This is a genomic window from Schaalia sp. HMT-172 (assembly GCF_030644365.1).
GTDB lineage: Bacteria > Actinomycetota > Actinomycetes > Actinomycetales > Actinomycetaceae > Pauljensenia.
The window spans coordinates 1,593,529-1,613,028 of record NZ_CP130058.1 but is presented as its reverse complement, the minus strand read 5'-3'; the positions used below and the strand labels follow the sequence as shown (position 1 = coordinate 1,613,028).

The following is a 19,500-nucleotide window of genomic DNA, read 5'->3' as shown; positions in this document are numbered from 1 at the left end:
TCTGATGCAAGGGAGACATCCATGGCGACACCGCAAAACCACCTGGCAGTGATCAAGGTCGTCGGCGTCGGCGGCGGCGGAGTGAACGCCGTGAACCGAATGATCGAGGTCGGCCTCAAGGGCGTTGAGTTCATCGCGGTCAATACTGACGCGCAGGCTCTGCTCATGTCCGATGCTGAGACGAAGCTTGATATCGGTCGTGAACTGACGCACGGCCTGGGGGCCGGCGCAGATCCCGCCGTCGGCCGCAAGGCTGCGGAGGATCACATCGAGGAGATCGCCGCCGCGCTTGAGGGCGCGGACATGGTCTTCGTGACTGCCGGTGAGGGCGGTGGCACCGGAACCGGCGCGGCCCCCGTCGTCGCTCGCGTCGCCCGCGAGGCTGGCGCGCTGACGGTTGGCGTCGTGACCCGCCCCTTCTCCTTTGAGGGGAACCGCCGCGCGGCGCAGGCCGAGGGTGGCGTGACCACGCTGCGCGAAGAGGTCGACACCCTCATCGTCATCCCTAACGATCGTCTTCTGGAGATTTCCGACGTCTCCATCTCAGTGCTCGACGCCTTCCGCGCCGCCGACCAGGTGCTGCTCTCCGGTGTCCAGGGCATCACCGAGCTGATCACCACCCCGGGCCTGATCAATGTCGACTTCAACGACGTCAAGTCCGTCATGAAGGACGCCGGTTCCGCCCTCATGGGTATCGGTGCTGCCACGGGCGAGGATCGCGCCCTGCGCGCGGTCGAGAGCGCTATTTCCTCCCCGCTGCTCGAGGCCTCGATCGACGGTGCCCACGGCGTCCTCATGTTCTTCCAGGGTGGCTCCGATGTCAGCCTGCAGGAGGTCTTCGCGTCCTCGCAGCTCGTGCGCGAGGCCGTCCATCCCGAGGCGAACATCATCTTCGGCGTCGTTGTTGACGACACCCTGGGTGACGAGATTCGCGTCACAGTCATCGCCGCTGGCTTTGACGATGTGGCCGAGGCGACCCCGGCGCGTCCTGCGGTGTCGCGCGTCTCTGCTCCCGTCGCGCAGAAGCGCCCCGCGGCCCCCGAGGCCAAGGCTCCAGCTGCGGAGACGACCCGCATCAGCCAGGTTTCGACGCGTCGCCCCCAGCATCGCCTGGACGTCGCCGCACCGGTCCGTGAGGCCGCTCCTGCCGCCGTCGAGACGCCCGCAGCCGTCGAGTACGAGGAGTCTGAGTCCGAGCACTCCTTCGAGGTTCCTCGCGTCTATCCCGAGGCACCTGAGAAGGAAGAGCTGGATATCCCTCCCTTCCTGCGCTGATGACACCATCGCTTCTGGCCGGTGCCCGGATCTACCTGACTGAGGTCGACCCGGGCACCGGCCCGCTTGCGGGCAATGTGGGCCTGCATGTGGGTGACGATCCGGGGCTCGTTCGCCGGCGCCGCGAGGCCCTGGCGCATCTGATCGGCCGCGACATCGTCTGGATGGACCAGACGCATTCGACGCGTGTCGAGGCCCTGGCGTGCGTCGAGGGGGCGCCGAGGTTGGCGGGAGCCTCGTCGAACCTTGAAGCCCCTGCGCCGGGGGAGTGGGGTCCTGTTGGGGCCGACGGCATCGTCATCGATGCGCGTGGGTGGGTCGGGGCGCCTGGCCTCGCCGTCCAGACGGCCGACTGCCTGCCCGTCGTTTTGGCGGCCGACGGCGGTCGCGTCGTTGCGGCGGTCCATGCGGGCCGTCGCGGCCTCCTTGGCGGTATCCTTACCCGCGCCGTCGACGCGATCCGCGAGCTCGCCGATGGGCCTATTGACGCTCTGATTGGTCCAGCGATCTGCGGCAGCTGCTACGAGGTTCCTGCGCAGATGGTTCGCGAGAGCGAGGCCGTTGTGCCGGGAATCGGTGCTGTGACGTCGTGGGGGACCCCCTCCCTTGACCTGCCGCGGGCCGCGGCGGCTCTTTTGGCCGATGCCGGTGTGTGCGTGGAGATTGATCCGCGGTGCACGCTCGAAGATGGTGATCTCTTCTCCTATCGCGCCGATCCTGCGTGCGGGCGTCAAGCGCTCATTATTGTGCCTGCGTAAGCGAAAGCGGGTGCCCAGCCCACGGCGGCAAACCGTCGCCTCGGTTGGTTTTGTGCGCGTGAAACACCCCGTGATGCGCCTCGTCGGCCCGTTCCTTGCGACGCGCCGACGCCGCTGCGCCTCCTCGCCGTCAAGCGCCTGTAGCTTGTGGCTATGCATCGCCAAAAGGAGGAATGATGAGCGATTCGTTCGGTGCGCGCGCACGTAAGTTCATGGGCTGGTACTCCCAGGAGGAGCCCATCGATGAGTTTGAAGACTTCCAAGAGTTCGACGAGGTGGAAGAGGTAGCACCTGTGGCCGATATCACTCCCGTATCCCGTCCGACGCTGACCGCCATCCGTCGCGAGGAGCCCTCCGAGGATCTCACGCGCATCGTGACGATTCATCCCACCGCTTACTCCGACGCCGTGACCATCGGCGAGGCTTTCCGCGATGGGACCCCCGTCATCATCAATCTCACAGACATGGCTGAGGAGGAGGCGCGTCGCCTCGTTGACTTCGCCGCCGGCCTGACCTTCGGCCTACGCGGCGTCATCGAGCGCGTGACGGCGCGCGTGTTCCTGCTGTCTCCGGCCTCTGTCGAGGTCACCGGCGATAACTCCTCCTCGGCGCGTCGCGGTTCCCTCTATAACCAGGGCTGAGCCCCGTCGTGGTCGTTCTGTCGTGGGTTGCGTGGGGCCTGAGCGTCCTCATCAACCTGTACATGATGGTGTTGTTCGCGCGCGTCATCCTGGAGTGGATTCCATTTTTCGTGCGCGGATGGCGCCCCCGCGGGATTGTCCTCGTCGTCGCGAACGTTCTCTACGCGCTGACCGACCCGCCGGTTCGCTGGATTGGTCGTTTCATTCCGCCGGTGAGGATTGGCGACGGAATGACCATCGACATCGGTTTTTTGCTGTTGTTTTTGGTCCTTATCGTTGCGCAGCGCTTCGTGACTCTCCTTTATTTTATTAGCCAATAGGTAATATAACTAGGCATGAGAGCTCGCACATAAATCGCGTTCACCCCGTGATGAATGTTGCTAGTGTGACAATATCGGTTATTATTTTTGTGACGTGATAGCGGGCGGCCTTCCCGGTCGTCCAGACATGCGGGACTCCGCGTGTCCAATCGAAACGACCGAGAGGCGAAGCAATGGCCCTGCTCACTACCGAGGATGTCCTCAACAAGAAGTTCCAGTACGTCAAGTTCCGCGAGGGATACGACCAGGATGAGGTTGACGAGTTCCTCGATGAGGTTGTCTCCACCATCTACTCCCTGCAGATGGAGAACCAGGATCTGAAGGAAAAGCTGGAGGCCGCGGAGCGCCGCATCGCCGAGCTTTCCAACTCCGATTTCAGTCCCGCCGAGGCCCCCGCCCCCGCGGCCCCGGTTGTCGAGACCCCCGCCCCCGCGGCCCCGGCCCTCACCGGTCCGCAGGACGCCGAGTCCGCCACCTCCATGCTGGCCCTCGCCCAGCGCGTCCACGACGAGTACGTGCGCGACGGCGAAGAGCAGGCCGCCAAGATCATCGCCGAGGCCAACGCCGAGCGCGATTCGATCATCTCCGACGCCCAGAAGCAGAAGGACTCCCTGCTCAACCAGCTCGAGCAGGAGCGCGAGCTGCTCGAGAACAAGATCAACGGCCTGCGTACCTTCGAGTCCGAGTACCGCACGAACCTGCGCAGCCACCTCGAGTCCCTCCTCAACGAGGTCGGCAACGGCGAGAACTGAACGCAATCGCTTCGATCGGCGGCGGTGCACCCTGCGGTGTGCCGCCGCCGATCTTTAAGATAGGGAACCATGGCTGACTCCTCCCACCCGACCCACACCCGCGTGACGTGGATGTATGCGGGCCTCGTTTTCGTTGCCGCTATCGCCACCGATCAGGCGTCAAAGATCTGGGCGCGCAGCGCCCTCGATGGCCAGGGGCCGCGCCCGCTCCTCGGGCAGTGGCTGTCGCTTTCCCTCGTGCACAATTCGGGTGCCGCCTTCTCCTTCGCTGCCGGCAAGACATGGATTCTGACGATCTTCACCGTCGTCATCCTCGGCGCGCTGGTCGTGATGGCTCGCCGCGTTCACCGTGCCTCCACGCTGTTGGCGATCGCCCTGCTGGCGGGTGGGGCCGTTGGAAACCTGATCGACCGACTGACCGCCGAGCCTGGCTTCGGCGTCGGCCACGTCACCGACTTCATCGCCTACGGGACCTGGTTCGTGGGCAATGTCGCAGACATCTGGATCGTCCTTGGGGCGCCTCTGCTGGCCCTTGCGCTGTCCCGTGAACCCTCGAAGGAGGACGCCCAGTGAGTTCGCGTATGCTTCCCGTCCCCGATGCGCTCGTGGGGGAGAGGGTCGACGCCGCTTTGGCCCGCATGCTTGGCCTGTCGCGCTCGCGCTGCGCGGAGCTGGCGGGCGAGGGGCTCGTGTTGATCAACGGGGCGGCGGCCGGCAAGTCGGATCGCCTGGGCGCCCTCGACATCATCGAGGTCACTATTCCCGAGCCTCAGAGCAAGCCGACCCCCGTCACCGACATGGCGATTCTCTACGACGACGAGGACATTGTCGTCGTTGACAAGCCCGTTGGTGTCGCCGCCCACACGGGGCCCGGCTGGGAGGGACCCACCGTCCTGGGCAATCTCGAGGCGGCCGGGTATCGGATCACCAGCTACGGGCCTCCCGAGCGCCAAGGTATCGTCCACCGCCTTGACGTGGGCACCTCGGGGGCGATGATGGTCGCCAAGTCGGAGCTCGCCTACACGGTCATGAAGCGCGCGTTCAAGGAGCGCACGATCGAGAAGGTGTATCACGCGGTCGTCGCCGGCCACCTCGACCCCGCCTCGGGTACCATCGACGCGCCCATCGGGCGCCACCCCTCGCGCGAATGGCGCATGGCCGTCATCGACGGCGGGAAGCGCGCCGTCACCCACTACGACACCCTTGAGCTCATGGCGGGGGCCCAGCTCACCGAGGTCCACCTCGAGACGGGGCGCACCCACCAGATCCGCGTTCACATGGCGGCCGTCGGCCATCCCTGTGTCGGCGACACCTTCTACGGCGCGGACCCCACTCAGGCTGAGCGTCTGGGGCTCACCCGCCAGTGGCTCCACGCCGTGCGCTTGGGCTTTGCACACCCGCGCACGGGCATGCCGATGAGCGTGTCCAGCCCCTATCCGGCCGACCTTCAGTCCGCCCTGGAGACGCTGCGCCACCCCCGCGACTGACGCGGGGGAATATGCCCGCGTCACCCGGCCCCGGCCTCGTCGGTGAGCCGTGAGATGAACGACCGCGCGCCCCCGGGAGTCGCGCGGCCCCGGCGCGGTCCCGGACAGTAGAATCGACGCATGGCTGATTCCTTCGTGCACCTCCACAATCACTCCGAGTATTCGATGCTCGACGGGGCAGCGAAGACGAAGGCCATGGCGGAAGAAGCGGCGCGCCTCGGCCAGCCCGCGATCGGCCTGACCGACCACGGCTACCTCTTCGGCGCCTACGACTTCTACACGAACTGCAAAAACGCCGGTGTCAAGCCGATCATCGGCCTCGAGGCCTACGTGACCCCCGGCACGTCGCGCTTCGATCGTCAGAAGGTCCTGTGGGGCGAGCCGTGGCAGCGCGCCGACGACGTGAGCGCCGGCGGCTCCTACAACCACCTGACCCTCGTCGCCTACAACACGACGGGCATGCACAACCTCTTCCGCCTGGGGTCCTATGCCTCGACGGACGGCCAGTTCGGCAAGTGGCCGCGCGCCGATAAGGAGCTCCTCGCGCAGTTCCACGAGGGACTCATCGTGTTCACGGGCTGCCCCTCGGGTGCCGTGCAGACGCGCCTGCGCCTGGGGCAGTGGGACGAGGCCGTGGCTGAGGCCGCCCAGCTGCGCGATATTTTCGGGGCGGAGAACTTCTACGTCGAGGTCATGGACCACGGCATCGACATCGAGCGACGCACCCACCAGCAGGTCCTCGAGATCGCCAAGCTCATGAACGCGCCCCTCGTGGCCACCAACGACGCGCATTACGTCAAGCGCGATGATCGCAAGATCCAGGACGCGCTCCTGTGTATCAACTCGGGCTCGCGCATCAACGACCCCGACCGTTTCAAGTTCGACGGCGACGGCTACTACATCCGTTCCTCGGATGAGATGCGTTCGCTGTGGAGTGAGCTGCCCGGCGCCTGCGACTCGACCCTCGAGATCGCCGAGCGCTGCGACGTGCATTTCACGACCACGAAGGAGGGCGCGAACTACATGCCTGACTTCCCGGTCCCCGAGGGCGAGGATAAGACCTCGTGGTTCATCAAGGAGGTTGAGCGAGGCCTGCGTGACCGATTCCCGGGCGGCATCCCTGACGCCGTGCGCAAGCAGGCCCAGTACGAGGAAGACGTCATTATTTCGATGGGATTTCCCGGCTACTTCCTCACCGTCGCCGACTACATCAACTGGGCGAAGTCCCAGGGGATCCGCGTGGGGCCCGGTCGTGGTTCGGGCGCGGGGTCGATGGTTGCCTACGCCATGAAGATCACCGAGCTCAACCCCCTCGACCACGGCCTGATCTTCGAGCGATTCCTCAACCCCGAGCGAATCTCGATGCCCGACTTCGACGTCGACTTCGACGAACGTAGGCGCGACGAGGTCATCGCCTACGTCAAGCGCAAGTACGGCGAGGACCGCATCAGCCAGGTCGTCACCTACGGCACGATCAAGACCAAGCAGGCCCTGAAGGACTCCGCGCGCATCCTCGGCAAGGACTTCAAGGTCGGCGAGCAGCTGACTAAGGCGCTGCCCCCCGCCATCATGGGCAAGGACATCACGGTCCACGGCATCTTCGACGAGAAGGACAAGCGCTACGCCGAGGCCGCGGAGTTCCGTAAGTTCTACGAGGAGAACCCGGACACGCACGAGGTCGTTCAGTACGCGCTCGGTCTGGAGGGGCTCACCCGCCAGTGGGGCGTGCACGCATGCGCGGTCATCATGAGCTCCCACACGCTCACCGACATCATCCCGATCATGAAGCGCCCCCAGGACGGCGCCATCATCACCCAATTCGACTACCCGACGTGTGAGACGCTGGGCTTGCTGAAGATGGACTTCCTGGGCCTGCGTAACCTCACGGTCGTCTCCGACGCGCTCGAAAATATCGCGATCAACGGCAAGCCGGACCCGGACTTGGATCACTTGAGCTTCGACGATAGGAAGACGTACGAGCTGCTGGGACGAGGCGAGACCCTGGGCGTCTTCCAGCTCGATGGCGGCGGCATGCGCGACCTCCTCAAGCTCATGAAGCCCGACAACTTCGAAGACATCTCCGCTGTCGGCGCCCTGTATCGACCGGGCCCGATGGGCGCCAACTCGCACACGAACTACGCGCTGCGTAAGAACGGGCGTCAGGAGATCACGCCCATTCATCCCGAGCTTGCCGAGCCGCTCGAGGACATCCTGGGAACGACCTTCGGCCTGATCGTGTATCAGGAGCAGGTCATGCAGATCGCCCAGAAGCTGGCGGGATACTCGCTGGGCCAGGCGGACATCCTGCGTAAGGCGATGGGTAAGAAGAAGAAGGAGGTCCTGGACCAGCAGTTCAAGGGCTTCCGTCAGGGAATGGTCGACAACGGCTACTCCGAGGAGTCGATCAAGGCCCTGTGGGACGTCGTCGTGCCCTTCTCTGCTTACGCCTTCAACAAGGCTCACTCGGCGGCCTACGGCCTCGTCTCCTACTGGACGGCCTTCCTCAAGGCGAACTATCCGACCGAGTACATGGCGGCCCTGCTGACCTCGACGAAGGACAACAAGGACCGTCGCGCCCTCTACCTGGCGGAGTGTCGCCACATGGACATTACGGTCTTGCCCCCGGACGTGAACTCGTCGATGGGCAATTTTGCCCCTGATGGTGAGGCGATCCGCTTTGGTCTGAACGCTATCCAGAACGTGGGTGGCCCGGTCGTCGACGCCATCGTGGAAACCCGTGCTGAGAAGGGGCGTTTCGCCTCGTTCCAGGACTTCCTGGACAAGGTCCCGCAGGTGGTGTGCAATAAGCGCACGATCCAGTCCCTGATCCGTGCCGGCGCCTTCGACTCGATGGGGCACACGCGCCGCGCCCTCCTGGCTCGTTGCGACGAGGCCGTGGACGCGATCATCGACGTCAAGCGCAACGAGGCGATCGGGCAGTTCGACCTGTTTGGCGCTCTGGGGGAGGACGAGGAGTCGGGCTCGGGTCTGACGATCGACATCCCGGACCTGCCCGAGTTCGATCGCAAGACGAAGCTGGCGGCCGAGCGCGAGATGCTGGGCTTGTACGTGTCTGATCACCCGCTGCGTGGCGTGGAGGCGGCTCTGGCGCGCCACCAGGACTACGAGATCGCGCAGGTCGTGGGCTCGGAGGGCACGATGGCTGATCGCATCGTCAAGATCGCAGGCCTGGTCTCGGGCGTAACGACGAAGGTCACGAAGCAGGGCAACGCGTGGGCGATCGCGACGATCGAGGATCTGTCGGGCTCGGTGGATGTGCTCTTCTTCCCGCGTTCCTATGAGTCGATTCAGACCTACCTGGCTCAGGACATCATCGTCCAGATCGAGGGCAAGGTGAACGTGCGCGAGGAGGGCATGACCATCTACGGCCAGTCGATGACCCTCCTGGATCTGTCGGGCGGTGCGGACTTGCCGCTCGACCTTCGCCTGCCGGTGGCGCGCTGCACGCCCGAGCTGCTCACCGACCTGCGCGGCGTCCTCGAGTCCTACCCGGGCGGTTCCCCGGTGCGCCTGCACCTGACGGAACCGGGCCGCACGACGGTCGTCGAGCTGGATCCGAAGCTGCGCGTCGAGCAGACGAGCGCCTTCTTCAGCCATATTAAGGCCGTCGTCGGCGCGGGCGGGGTCGTCACCAGCTCGTAGGGCAGGCTCGCCGAGGCGGGCATCCTGACTTCGTCGGCGTGCGCGGCTGTGCCCCCGCGCCCGGTTTAGGAGGCGGCCCCGACGATTGCGGCGGCCCGTCCCCAGGGGGCGTCGACCTCGACCAGGTCCCCCGGGTTCAGGTGGTGGCCGCGGCGGGTTTCCACCTCGCCGTTGACGCTCACGTCGCCGGCTTGGATGAGTTCGCGGGCCTGCGCGCCGTCCTCTGCGAGGGAGGCGAGCTTGACGAATTGGCCGAGTTTGATCTGTCCGCGCACGGGAATCGTGGGGGTCGTCATGAGGGGTCCTTTCGCTGGTGGAGAGCGCATCACGCGCGAGGGCGTAGAGGAACAGTATCCTTGGTGGGAGAGACACACAATAAGGAGGAGCGGTGAGCGCTCACAACGACGATATCGATGCGGAGTTCCAGTCGCTGGTCGCATCGCTGGGGGAGACGGGGCCGTCGGCTACCTCTCAGCCGACGCGCGATCCGGACGATACGCCCGTTGACGAGTCGCTGCACCTAGAGGGTGGCCGTCTGTCGGTCGCGCTGGTGTTGGCCCCGATCGCCTACCCGGAGGCCCTGCACTCGCTGTTGGCGCTGTCGGGCATCCGCGAGTCTATCGTGCGTCTCAAGCCGTGGACTGCCGTGTGGCTGCGTGTTGAGACGACGCCGACGGACGAGGAGGAGCTCGACGCGCTGCTGATGGGCCAGCGGCCGATGCCGGACGTGGTCGATCAGGTTGCCCGCGCCGTCTCGCGACTGTCCAAGTATGGCGCGGTGGCGCTGATGAGTTGGCTCGTGGAGGGCGACGGCGTGGAGCCGGGAGTGTCGGGCCGTATTTCGGCCCAGCGCTACGTTGGCGGCGAGCCGGAGGAGACGATTCCCGCGGGTCTGCTGCTCGGCGCAATGCCTGCGGCGACGGAGGACCTGCTGTTGGGGCGCACGACGCCGGGCGATTACTCGGATTCGGTGAGTGCCGATGGTTCTCGGAAGGGCGGCGGCCCGCTTGGGTGGCTGCGCCGCAAGCAGTCATGACGGTCCTTGAGCTTCTTCCTGCCATTGATGTGACGGACGGGCAGGCGGTACGCCTGTCCTCGGGGTCGGTAGACGCCGGGAGCTGGGGCAGCCCCCTCGAGGTTGCTCACTCCTTCGCCGAGGCCGGGGCACGCTGGGTTCACCTCGTGGACCTCGATCTGGCTTTTGGTCGCGGCGAGAATTCCGCGCTCTTGGCCCGCGTGATCCGCGAGACGCCCGCGCGCGTCGAGCTGTCGGGTGGCATCGTGAGCCGCGCGGCCATCGACGTCGGCCTGGCCCTGGGGCCCGAACGCGTCAACATCGCGACGCAGGCACTGGGTGACATTGATGCGGTCTGCGAGGCCGTGGACGCCTATGGTGAGCGAGTCGCCGTGTGTCTGGATGTGCGCGGGGATCGCCTGGCCGCGCGCGGTGGGAGCGGCGAGGGTGGCAACGTCTGGGAGGCGCTGCGCGTGTTGAACGAGGCCGGCGTGGCCCGCGTGGTCGTCACCGACGTGACGCGGGATGGCCAGATGAGCGGCTCGAACCGCGAGCTGCTGGCCCGGGTTGTCGACGCGACGCAGGCTCGCATTATCGCCTCGGGTGGCGTGAACTCCCTGGCCGACATCGAGGCCCTGCGCGCGCTCGGCATCGAGGGCGCCATCGTAGGTAAGGCTCTGTACCAGGGTGCGTTCACCCTGGCCGACGCACTGGACGTTGCCGGATACGAGGAACTCTCATGAACCCCGCGCCCCCTTCTCTCACCGAGGAACAGAAGAATCGACTGGCGCAGCGCCTGTCGATGATGAGCCACGACCGCGCTGACGTTGGTCAGGGGCTGCCCCGTACCGCTCGTGCGCTCGCGCTGGGGCAGGGGAGCGACGGGGGAGCGGCCCGGCTTGAGGCCCTCGTTGATGCCCTCGTCTTTGAACGCGTCATCGTTCCCATCGACGTCGAACCGGACCCGCGCGTGACGGGCGTTCACGCCGGAGAAAACGGTCATAACCCGATCGACTTCGTGCGTGCGCAGACCCCCGCGGGGGAGGCGCTCGCCATCTATTCGTCGGTCCGCGCGCTGTCCGCGCATCGCCCCGGAGCCCGTCCGATGGCCCTGGACTTTCGCACGATTGGGCTGACCGCCCTCGTCGAGACGGGTGGACGCGTCGTCGTCAACCCGGGCACCGACGCGGTGTTGCTGCCGCGCCCAGCCGTCGCTGCCCTGGCGCAGGGGGACGAGTGGCTCCCCGCGTGGCGTGACGGCTCCCTGCGCGAGCTCCTGCTGGCCGAGGCCGCCGCGGCGTGTCCGGCCATCGTTGATCTGGAGATTGTTTACGCGGGCGACGGCCTCACCCGCGTCGTCGTGTCTGTGGACCGCGAGCGATTCGCCCAGGGGGCCGATGCCTCGGCGATGAAAGAGACGCTGTCGGGAGCCCTGAACGCCCTGGGAGCGAACCCCCGACTCATCGCCTCGGCCGACCGGGTCGAGATCGCGCCCGTCCTGCGCTGAGTGTGCACCGGACGCGGCCTGCACAGCGTGAGGCGTGCAACGGTCGCTGATCTGGCGCTCGTGTACCGTCTCTGGTAGGGTTGATACGACCGTCTGGGCGAAAGCCTGGAACGCAAGCGGAGAAATCCCACCTGGATACCCGCCTCTCGAAAGAGGGGATGCCGCCCGTCAGGGCGCCGCGCAGGGGATCGGGTTCGGCGGTCAGCACCGGTGCGTGTTGACCCGTTGGAAGCCTCCGTGCGCGTCGCGTAACGGAGGCTTTTTGTTACGCGCATAAGGATTCTGTGGAAGGAGCCGCTCATCAGCGAGACTCGCATCAATGAGCGTATTCGAGTCCCCGAGGTTCGCCTCGTGGGGCCCGGAGGTGAACAGGTCGGCGTCGTCCGAGTCGAGGACGCGCTGCGTCTGGCCGAAGAGGCCGGGCTCGATCTGGTTGAGGTTGCGCCGAATGCCAAGCCGCCCGTCGCAAAGCTCATGGATTACGGCAAGTACAAGTACGAAGCCGCCCAGAAGGCCCGCGATGCTCGCCGCAACCAGGCGAACACGCAGCTGAAGGAAATCCGCTTCCGACTGAAGATTGACGATCATGACTTCGGCGTCAAGAAGGGCCACGTGGAGCGCTTCCTGTCCGCCGGCGACAAGGTCAAGGTCATGATCATGTTCCGCGGTCGAGAGCAGTCTCGCCCCGAGGCCGGCGTTCGCCTCCTGCAGCGCCTGGCCGAGGAGATCGGTGACCTCGCCACCGTCGAGTCGATGCCCCGTCAGGACGGGCGCAACATGACGATGGTGCTGGCCCCCACCAAGCGCAAGGCTGACGCCCTGACCGAGCAGCGCAAGCGCCGCGAGGCCGAGCGCGCCGAGCGTCGGGGCAAGCGCGCGGAGCGCGCCAGCAAGGACCAGGCCCGAGTGGCAGCCGACAAGGCTGACGAACAGGACTGACGGCGATACCCATCGCCTCACAACGAAGGAATAGAAATGCCGAAGAACAAGACTCATTCCGGTGCTAAGAAGCGCTTCCGTACGACCGGCTCGGGCAAGATCATGCGCGAGCAGGCCGGCGCCCGCCACCTGCTGGAGCACAAGTCCAGCCGCAAGACCCGCCGCCTGGCCACCGACCAGGTCCTGGAGACCGCCGACGTCAAGCGCGTCAAGCGTCTGCTGGGCAAGTGAGCTCGAGTTAGAGGAGAACAGTAGAAAATGGCACGTGTTAAGCGTTCTGTCAACGCCAAGAAGAAGCGTCGTACCGTACTCGAGCAGGCCTCCGGCTACCGTGGCCAGCGCTCGCGCATGTACCGTAAGGCCAAGGAGCAGGTCACTCACTCCTTCGTCTACTCCTACCGCGACCGCAAGGCCAAGAAGGGTGACTTCCGTCGCCTGTGGATCCAGCGCATCAACGCTGCCTCCCGCGCTCAGGGCCTGACCTACAACCGCCTCATCCAGGGCCTGAACCTGGCTGGCGTCGAGGTCGACCGTCGCATGCTGGCCGAGCTGGCCGTTTCCGACATTAACGCGTTCAACGCCCTGGTGAAGGTCGCCAAGGACGCGCTTCCCGCCGACGTCAACGCCCCCAAGGCCTGATTGGTGGGTTCTTTTCCCGAGCGCCTGACCCTTCTCGATAATCCCCGCGCCGATCGCGTGCGCAGGGTATCGGGTCTGGTCGGGCGCTCGGCGCGTTCACGCTCGGGCCTGATGCTCGTCGAGGGGCCACAGGCCGTGCGCGAGCTCGCGCGCTTCCGCCCCGGCGCTGTCCGTGACGTGTACGTGCGGCAGGATGCGTGGGACACGCACGCTGACGTCGTGGAGGCTGCGAGGCGTGCGACCCGGTGGGTGCATCCCGTCACGAACGAGGTCTCGGCGGCGCTTTCGCGTGATTCGCAGGGCGTGTGCGCGGTGGCGTCCCTCGATGCCCTCGTGCGTGAACTGCCGGAGCCGAGCGTGGGCGAGACCCTCGTCGTGCTCGCTCAGGGGCGCGATCCCGGCAACGTCGGCACGATCATTCGCACGGCCGATGCATTCGGTGCCGTCGGCGTCATCGCCGTGGCGGGCACGGTGGATGCCTCGAGCCCGAAGGTCGTGCGCGCCAGCGTCGGTTCGGTGTTCCATATTCCCGTGCGCGTCGTGCCTTCCTTTGAGGAAGCGCGCGCTCTCGTGCACGGCCGCGGTGCCGCCTTGCTGGGGACCAGCGGCGGCGGAGGATCCGTCGACTTGGCGCAGATGTTTGTGCAGGGCGTCTCGGCACGCTCCCGCCTGTCGCAGTCTCACGCGTGGGTGTTCGGCAACGAGGCGAAGGGGCTGTCGGGTGACGACATGCGCCTGTGCGACGCGCTCGTCTCGATCCCGATGAGTGGGGACGCGGAGTCCCTGAACGTTGCCAGCGCGGCCGCGACGTGCCTGTTCGCATCCCAGACGGTGCGAGGCCTTCACAGCTGACTGGCCTTTGCGGCGCAGCGGTGCGCACGCGACTACGCTGGGTCTCATGAAGTTAGGTGACCTGTCCGAGGCCCAGTTGGTGTCTCACTTCCGTGAGTCTTTCCCGCGAGGCGAGCGCACGATCATCGGCATCGGCGACGATTGTGCTCAGGTGGCTGCTCCCGAAGGATCCTTTATTGTGACGACGGACGTCATGGTTGAGGACCAGCATTTTCACCTCTCGTGGTCGACGGGATACGAGGTGGGGGAGCGCGTAGCGGCGCAGAGTCTCGCGGATATTGACGCGATGGGTGGGCGCCCGTCGGCGCTTGTGGCGTCGGTGGTTGCTCCGCGCGGCATGGACGCCGACGTCTTCCTCGATGTGGTCCGAGGCCTGGGGGACCGTGCGCGCCAGGCTGGTGCGGGCGTCGTGGGGGGAGACTTGAGCGCGGGGGAGAAGCTCGTCGTCTCAATCACGGCTTTTGGATACTGTCCCGGGCCCGTTGTGCGCCGCGACGGCGCGCGTCCCGGTGACGTGATCGCGGTGAGCGGCACCCTCGGTTTTTCCTACGCCGGACTGGATCTGCTCGAGGGGGGCCACGTCGTCCCGAGCGCGCGGGGCGTGGAGGAGCTCGGGGAGCTCGAGCCCTTCGTGCGGACCTACCGCTCTCCCCATCCTCCGCTCGGATCGGGCGTGGCTGCGGCGGGGGCGGGCGCCCGCGCGATGATGGATCTCTCCGACGGTCCCGCCGCAGATGCGACGCGTATGGCCGCCGCCTCCGGTGTCGTCATTGACTTTGATCGGCCCTCGATCGAGGAGGAGGCCTGGAAGCTACAGGGGCCGGCGCTGATCTGCCGGGCGGATCCCGTGTGGTGGGTGCTCCAGGGCGGCGAGGAACATGGGATGCTCGCGGCATTCCCTCCCGATGTACAACTGCCTGAGGGTTTCCGGGCGATCGGTCGCGCGCGCGAATGCGCGGCCGGGGAGACGCCGTGTGCGATGTTCGATGGCGAGGTCCTGCGCGGTGCGTGGGATCATTTCTCCTCCGATTCCGTAGACTAGTGTGATGTGGGCCGCTGGAGTCCTCGTCGGTAGGCGGGGAGGCCAAGCGGCGTGACGACCAACGATTGGAGTGCATCAGGATGACCGCGTCGACCGAGAGGGCCCAGGCCTCGTCCCGTCCCATGTCGCGCCTCGCGCGTAAGCTCGCCGAGTCCTCGGAGGAGATCCCCGCCACCGCAGGCCTGTCGCTTCCGGCCTTGCGCGGAGACGCGGCGGTGCCTCCGACGAAGGCGCTGCCGGTCGTGGGTGAGGACGAGGCCTCCACGAAGTAACAGGGCGCCCTTACCCAAACAGCGCGACGCCGACGCGTGCGCGTGTCGTTGCCCAACCCTCGCGTCATGACGTAGGCTGACACCACCGTGTAGTTACCGAGCATGTAAGGGTGTGAGCGATGAGGGTGCAGATGCCCGGTCCGCAGTACGGGGTGCCAGGCAATGCGCGCCCGCGCATGTCGACGTGCAGGCCGCAGTGGCGAAAGAGACGCGCGTGGACGCGAAAGGACGCCCTCACGGTTCTTGTTTTGGTTGCGATCGTCGTCGGTTGCATGGGGGCGCTCGGATGGATCGCGAAAAAAGAGGGAACGCCCGATGGGGAGGTGCGACGGTATCTGACCTACCTTGCGCAAGGGGACGCCGAGGGGGCGCTGTCGATGGTCGATCCTGGCGTGCCCAACGACCAGCGTCTCTTCCTGACCAACGACGTCATGGCCTCGGCCTCGTCGCGCCTGATCATCGAATCCGTTGAAGCCGAAGATAACGGCGGCAAGCGTGTCGACTCCTCGACAGTTACCGCAACGATGCGACTCGACGGCGATCGCTTCACGCACGTCTTCACCGTTGAGCGCGCGAAAGGCAACGGGGCCGTGTCGGCCTGGACGCTGCGAGATGGCCTGTTCGTCACGCTGCCCGTGTCGGGCTCTCGCGTGCCCCAGTTCAGTGTCGGCGGCGTCGTCGCGGACCTTGATCCCTCCGCATCCAAGAAACGGGACTTCCTGTTTTTCCCCGGCGTTTACACGGTCGAACCAGAAGGCGTTGGAGCGTACGTGACCGCTCCTTCCCAACAGGCGGTGATCGAGGATGGGAGCCATGACAGTCCATACGAGACGACAGCCCTCACTCTCCAGGGAGCGCTGAGCGCCGAGCTGAAAACGGAAGCGCTCCAGGCGATGCAAGATGCGGTGCAGGCGTGCGCGACGCAGGGAACGAATATGGCCGACTCGTGTCCCTCCGCTCTACATTCGTCGAGTCTGAGTGTCCTTGAGGTCTCGAAACTCCCATCTGCGCTGGTGAGCGCGACCGAGGATGGCTCCTACACTGGCGAGGACGGAGCTATCCGCTACCAGGACACGGGCGGTTGGTTCCCTGATCGTAGCCCCCACGACCTCACTGTGCGTCCCACCGCGACGGTTGCCACCACGGAGGGAGGGATCCCCGTGGTCACTCTTGACGGCAAACCCGTTTTCTCTGTCAGTCTCAGCGTGCCCTGGTTCTAACGAGATACGTCCTCGTGTGGCGCGTTGATGCGGGGGATTCGTCTGCGTCGGAGGTGTTTGACGGGGACATTTCGCTGGTGATAGCATTCGTGGTGTCGTGGTAACCAGTTGTCGAGGAAGTCTCTGGTGGATTACCCGAGACATCACCGACGGACGCCGTGAGGAGCGAGCAATGAATGCTGCTAGTGATGATGTGACCGGGAGCGCGATCCGTCCGATAGCTAGTGGCATGGATGGCGATCCCGTCCCCGATCCGCCGACGTTGTCATCGAGTGTGCCAGGCATGTCCGCCCCGCTGTCGGCTTGTGCATACAGCCCTGGACAGGGCCAGTTTCCGATGGGTGAGCCGATTGCGATGGCACCGGCGATGGCTGGCGGAGTTCAGCCCTTAGTCACTGCGGTCTCGCAGCGTCCGCGCAAGCGCGCCAACCCCATCTTTTTCGCTAGCCTGTTCCTCGTTGCACTCGTGGTGGTAGCCGTTGGCAGCTTCGCCCTTGCGAACTCAATGCGTACACCCGAAGCGCAGGTGCGCCGTTACCTGGACTACCTCGCACAAGGGAACGCCAGCGCTGCCACAGCGATGGTTGATCCAGGTGTGGACAACGATGAACGCGTCTTTTTGACGGACGAGGTCATGGCCTCGGCAACCTCGCTGCTGCAGGTCGAAGATGTCGTCGACAGGGATGAAGGCAGCGCATCGAAGAAACACACCGTGGATGCCACAGTGACGGTCGGCGATGTCCATTTTACATTCCCCTTTGAAGTCCAAGAGAGTAAACCGACACTGGGAATCATCAAGAACTGGACGATCCAAGACGCCCTAGTCGTTCCCATCGCCGTCAGGATTAAGGATGTGTCGACGTTTAGCATCGGCGGCGTGACGGCGCCGGTCAGTGATGACAATTATTTTCCATACACGTCCCCGATCTACATGCTGTATCCAGGGGTCTACACGGTGAGTGCCGCCGACCCGGGGGATTATATCGAAGCCGACCCGGTCATCTTCAAGGCCGCGAGAGACGAGTACAAGTACGGTGCCGACCCGCTTCGCTATGTGACAGTCGATACATCATACAGTGATTCGTTGCTTGCAGCTGCGGTCGAGGCGATGGTCGCGCAGACCACGTCGTGCGCCACGCCTCCGGGGAATCTCGATACGGTGTGTCCCTTTGGGCTACAGAGGACAGATCTGACCGTCCTCGAGGTCAAGCAGATGCCGACCGAGGCGAAAGAGTGGGCGGACTCGACCTCGGAGTTCCACGACTATGCCTTCTTTAAGGTGCAGCAGGGGGCCGGGACTCCGATCTACACCCTGAAGTCAACTGTGTACGCGACGCTGAAGTTTGACGAAAACGGAAAGATCGTGGTCGATTCTGCTGGTAAGCCTCAGTTCTGGCTGAGGTACGAAGTCGAATAAGTATGACAATCCTCGCTCCTCGATCGCTTGGCGGTCGGGGAGCGTGTCGTATCCGTAGTGTGACACGGCTTTGACTCTCGGCTGCTGGCGTGTGATCATGGGCACGTCTTTTTGACCGGTGGTTGGTATTGGTGTGTTTGTCGCCCAATGCTGGCTCCGGACCATCAGCGCATCGTGAGGAGCGAGTCGTGAGTACTGACAATAACGAAACTACCGGCAGCGAGATACCTGCACCGTCCCCGGCTGGGGCAGACCCAACTTCTGGCGCCGCCCCCATTCCGGGGCCCGGTGCCGCGCCTGTTCCGGGGCCCGGTGCTGCGCCTGTTCCGGGGCCCGGTGGGGTTCCCGCCGCGGGGGTGTCCTTCACGCCGGTCTCGCCTGGCGCGCGTAAGCGCGTGAAGGTGATCGGAGCGCTGGTTGGTGTTCTCGTGGTGCTGGTGATCGCCGGCGTCGTTGCTATCAAGGTGATGAATAGTTCGCGCACGCCCGAGGCCGAGGTGCGCAAGTATCTGGATCTGCTGGCTTCCGGTCAGGCCAGTGCGGCGACGGCGATGGTTGATCCCGGCGTGAGAAACGATCAGCGTAGCTTCCTGACCGACGACGTGATGGCCTCGGCGACGTCGCTGCTGGTCGTCGAGGACGTGGTCGCCGATAAGAATGACAGTTCTGATACGCGCATGGTGACCGCCACCATGCAGGTCAACGGGGAACGCTTCACCCACGAGTTCACCGTGACGAAGGGGGCGTCGACGATGGGCGTTCTGAATAACTGGACAGTCAAGGATTCTCTGGTCGCTCGGGTCAGCGTTGATGTCGAGGGATACGCCCAGTTCAGCGTCGGCGGCGTGAATGCCGATGCGTCCGCGGTGGGCCGTAACGAACAGGAGAACGACTACCTCTTCTACCCCGGCGTCTACACGTTCACGCCCATCGCGGCGAGCGAGTATGCAGACTCCAACCCCGAGACGGTTTCTGTCCTCGATGATGGGTTGGGTGGCAGAGACAACGTCGTGACTCTCAAGGCCACCTACAACACCAAGCTGACGGCGGCCGCGATCGAGGCGGGGCAATGGGCCATTGACACCTGCTCGACCATTCCGGGCAACCAGAATTCTTGGTGCCCATTTGCGATCCAGAGCGATGCCGTCACCGCGGTAACGGGTGGCTCAATGCCGAAGGCGCTGGCGCCGGTGTCCGAGGAGCAGCCGACGGTCTTTCGGGCGACTGTCGTCTTCACGGCGACGTACAACAACAAGTACTACATGGCAGGCACGCAAGACGTGGAGGCCAAGGTGGAGATTCGCGCGCAGCTGGATGACAACCAAGTACTCAAGCTGGACAAGGACGGTAAGCCCGACTTCGAAGTGAGTTTCACCCGCTAAGGTCCCCCGGCAAGCGACCTGTCGCGCTCCTCGATCGCTTGGCGGTCGGGGAGCGCGTCGTATCCGTAGTGTGACACGGCTTTGACTCTCGGCTGGTGGCGTGTGATCATGGGCACGTCTTTTTGACCGGTGGTTGGTATTGGTGTGTTTGTCGCCCAATGCTGGCTCCGGACCATCAGCGCATCGTGAGGAGCGAGTCGTGAGTACTGACAATAACGAAACTACCGGCAGCGAGATACCTGCACCGTCCCCGGCTGGGGCAGACCCAACTTCTGGCGCCGCCCCCATTCCGGGGCCCGGTGCCGCGCCTGTTCCGGGG

Annotated in this window: 21 protein-coding genes; 20 read left to right on the top strand and 1 reads right to left on the bottom strand. The window is 65.2% G+C overall.

Annotated elements, in window-relative coordinates:
• The first annotated feature begins 21 nt into the window (after window positions 1-21).
• The 8 genes from ftsZ to dnaE all read left to right on the top strand — a co-directional run bounded on the left by ftsZ (window position 22) and on the right by dnaE (window position 8,896).
• Window positions 22-1,275: a cell division protein FtsZ gene (ftsZ, locus tag QU663_RS06760; RefSeq protein WP_021612588.1), complete on the top strand. Its 1,254-nt coding sequence runs from the start codon at window positions 22-24 to the stop codon at window positions 1,273-1,275.
• On the top strand, window positions 1,275-2,033 hold the full coding sequence (locus tag QU663_RS06755; protein WP_021612589.1) for a laccase domain-containing protein: 759 nt from the start codon (window positions 1,275-1,277) through the stop codon (window positions 2,031-2,033). The genes ftsZ and QU663_RS06755 overlap by 1 nt, the downstream gene beginning before the upstream one ends.
• Before the next feature lie 176 nt (window positions 2,034-2,209).
• Window positions 2,210-2,674 (top strand): cell division protein SepF, encoded by a 465-nt coding sequence (locus QU663_RS06750; RefSeq protein WP_034482097.1) that lies wholly within the window; start codon window positions 2,210-2,212, stop codon window positions 2,672-2,674.
• Between the two features lie 8 nt (window positions 2,675-2,682).
• Window positions 2,683-2,994, top strand: coding sequence for a YggT family protein (locus tag QU663_RS06745; RefSeq protein WP_009056624.1), 312 nt, complete (start codon window positions 2,683-2,685; stop codon window positions 2,992-2,994).
• A 173-nt stretch (window positions 2,995-3,167) separates the two neighbouring features.
• Window positions 3,168-3,746, top strand: a complete 579-nt coding sequence (locus tag QU663_RS06740) for a DivIVA domain-containing protein (protein ID WP_021612592.1) — start codon at window positions 3,168-3,170, stop codon at window positions 3,744-3,746.
• Between the two features lie 69 nt (window positions 3,747-3,815).
• Window positions 3,816-4,319 carry a signal peptidase II gene (gene lspA, locus QU663_RS06735; RefSeq protein ID WP_021612593.1) on the top strand — a complete coding sequence of 168 codons (504 nt, stop codon included), beginning with the start codon at window positions 3,816-3,818 and terminating at the stop codon, window positions 4,317-4,319.
• A gap of 8 nt (window positions 4,320-4,327) precedes the next feature.
• Window positions 4,328-5,233 (top strand): RluA family pseudouridine synthase, encoded by a 906-nt coding sequence (locus QU663_RS06730; protein ID WP_021612594.1) that lies wholly within the window; start codon window positions 4,328-4,330, stop codon window positions 5,231-5,233.
• A gap of 120 nt (window positions 5,234-5,353) precedes the next feature.
• Window positions 5,354-8,896, top strand: a complete 3,543-nt coding sequence (dnaE, locus tag QU663_RS06725; protein WP_021612595.1) for a DNA polymerase III subunit alpha — start codon at window positions 5,354-5,356, stop codon at window positions 8,894-8,896.
• A gap of 65 nt (window positions 8,897-8,961) precedes the next feature.
• Here the strand turns inward: dnaE and QU663_RS06720 are convergent, their stop codons facing one another.
• Window positions 8,962-9,192, bottom strand: a complete 231-nt coding sequence (locus QU663_RS06720) for an RNA-binding S4 domain-containing protein (RefSeq protein WP_009056720.1) — start codon at window positions 9,190-9,192, stop codon at window positions 8,962-8,964.
• Between the two features lie 92 nt (window positions 9,193-9,284).
• On the opposite strand from QU663_RS06720, the gene QU663_RS06715 reads away from it, so the two are divergent.
• The 12 genes from QU663_RS06715 to QU663_RS06660 all read left to right on the top strand — a co-directional run bounded on the left by QU663_RS06715 (window position 9,285) and on the right by QU663_RS06660 (window position 19,181).
• Complete coding sequence (locus tag QU663_RS06715; RefSeq protein ID WP_021612596.1) at window positions 9,285-9,932, top strand: hypothetical protein; 648 nt, start codon at window positions 9,285-9,287, stop codon at window positions 9,930-9,932.
• On the top strand, window positions 9,929-10,654 hold the full coding sequence (locus tag QU663_RS06710; RefSeq protein WP_021612597.1) for a HisA/HisF-related TIM barrel protein: 726 nt from the start codon (window positions 9,929-9,931) through the stop codon (window positions 10,652-10,654). The genes QU663_RS06715 and QU663_RS06710 overlap by 4 nt, the downstream gene beginning before the upstream one ends.
• Complete coding sequence (locus QU663_RS06705; protein ID WP_021612598.1) at window positions 10,651-11,418, top strand: SseB family protein; 768 nt, start codon at window positions 10,651-10,653, stop codon at window positions 11,416-11,418. The genes QU663_RS06710 and QU663_RS06705 overlap by 4 nt, the downstream gene beginning before the upstream one ends.
• Window positions 11,419-11,769: 351 nt before the next feature.
• A complete protein-coding gene (infC, locus tag QU663_RS06700; protein WP_003792668.1) occupies window positions 11,770-12,357 on the top strand; it encodes a translation initiation factor IF-3 in 588 nt (195 codons plus the stop codon).
• A 36-nt stretch (window positions 12,358-12,393) separates the two neighbouring features.
• On the top strand, window positions 12,394-12,588 hold the full coding sequence (gene rpmI / locus QU663_RS06695) for a 50S ribosomal protein L35 (protein WP_005871559.1): 195 nt from the start codon (window positions 12,394-12,396) through the stop codon (window positions 12,586-12,588).
• A 27-nt stretch (window positions 12,589-12,615) separates the two neighbouring features.
• Complete coding sequence (rplT, locus tag QU663_RS06690; RefSeq protein ID WP_009056730.1) at window positions 12,616-12,996, top strand: 50S ribosomal protein L20; 381 nt, start codon at window positions 12,616-12,618, stop codon at window positions 12,994-12,996.
• Between the two features lie 3 nt (window positions 12,997-12,999).
• Window positions 13,000-13,848 (top strand): RNA methyltransferase, encoded by an 849-nt coding sequence (locus tag QU663_RS06685; RefSeq protein ID WP_034482091.1) that lies wholly within the window; start codon window positions 13,000-13,002, stop codon window positions 13,846-13,848.
• Window positions 13,849-13,894: 46 nt separating this feature from the next.
• On the top strand, window positions 13,895-14,890 hold the full coding sequence (gene thiL, locus QU663_RS06680; protein WP_021612601.1) for a thiamine-phosphate kinase: 996 nt from the start codon (window positions 13,895-13,897) through the stop codon (window positions 14,888-14,890).
• 80 nt (window positions 14,891-14,970) lie between these two features.
• On the top strand, window positions 14,971-15,162 hold the full coding sequence (locus tag QU663_RS06675; RefSeq protein ID WP_009056712.1) for a hypothetical protein: 192 nt from the start codon (window positions 14,971-14,973) through the stop codon (window positions 15,160-15,162).
• Between the two features lie 119 nt (window positions 15,163-15,281).
• Window positions 15,282-16,382: a hypothetical protein gene (locus QU663_RS06670; RefSeq protein WP_021612603.1), complete on the top strand. Its 1,101-nt coding sequence runs from the start codon at window positions 15,282-15,284 to the stop codon at window positions 16,380-16,382.
• A 172-nt stretch (window positions 16,383-16,554) separates the two neighbouring features.
• A complete protein-coding gene (locus QU663_RS06665; protein ID WP_156912151.1) occupies window positions 16,555-17,799 on the top strand; it encodes a hypothetical protein in 1,245 nt (414 codons plus the stop codon).
• 188 nt (window positions 17,800-17,987) lie between these two features.
• Window positions 17,988-19,181, top strand: coding sequence for a hypothetical protein (locus tag QU663_RS06660; protein WP_304990528.1), 1,194 nt, complete (start codon window positions 17,988-17,990; stop codon window positions 19,179-19,181).
• Window positions 19,182-19,500 lie beyond the last annotated feature (319 nt).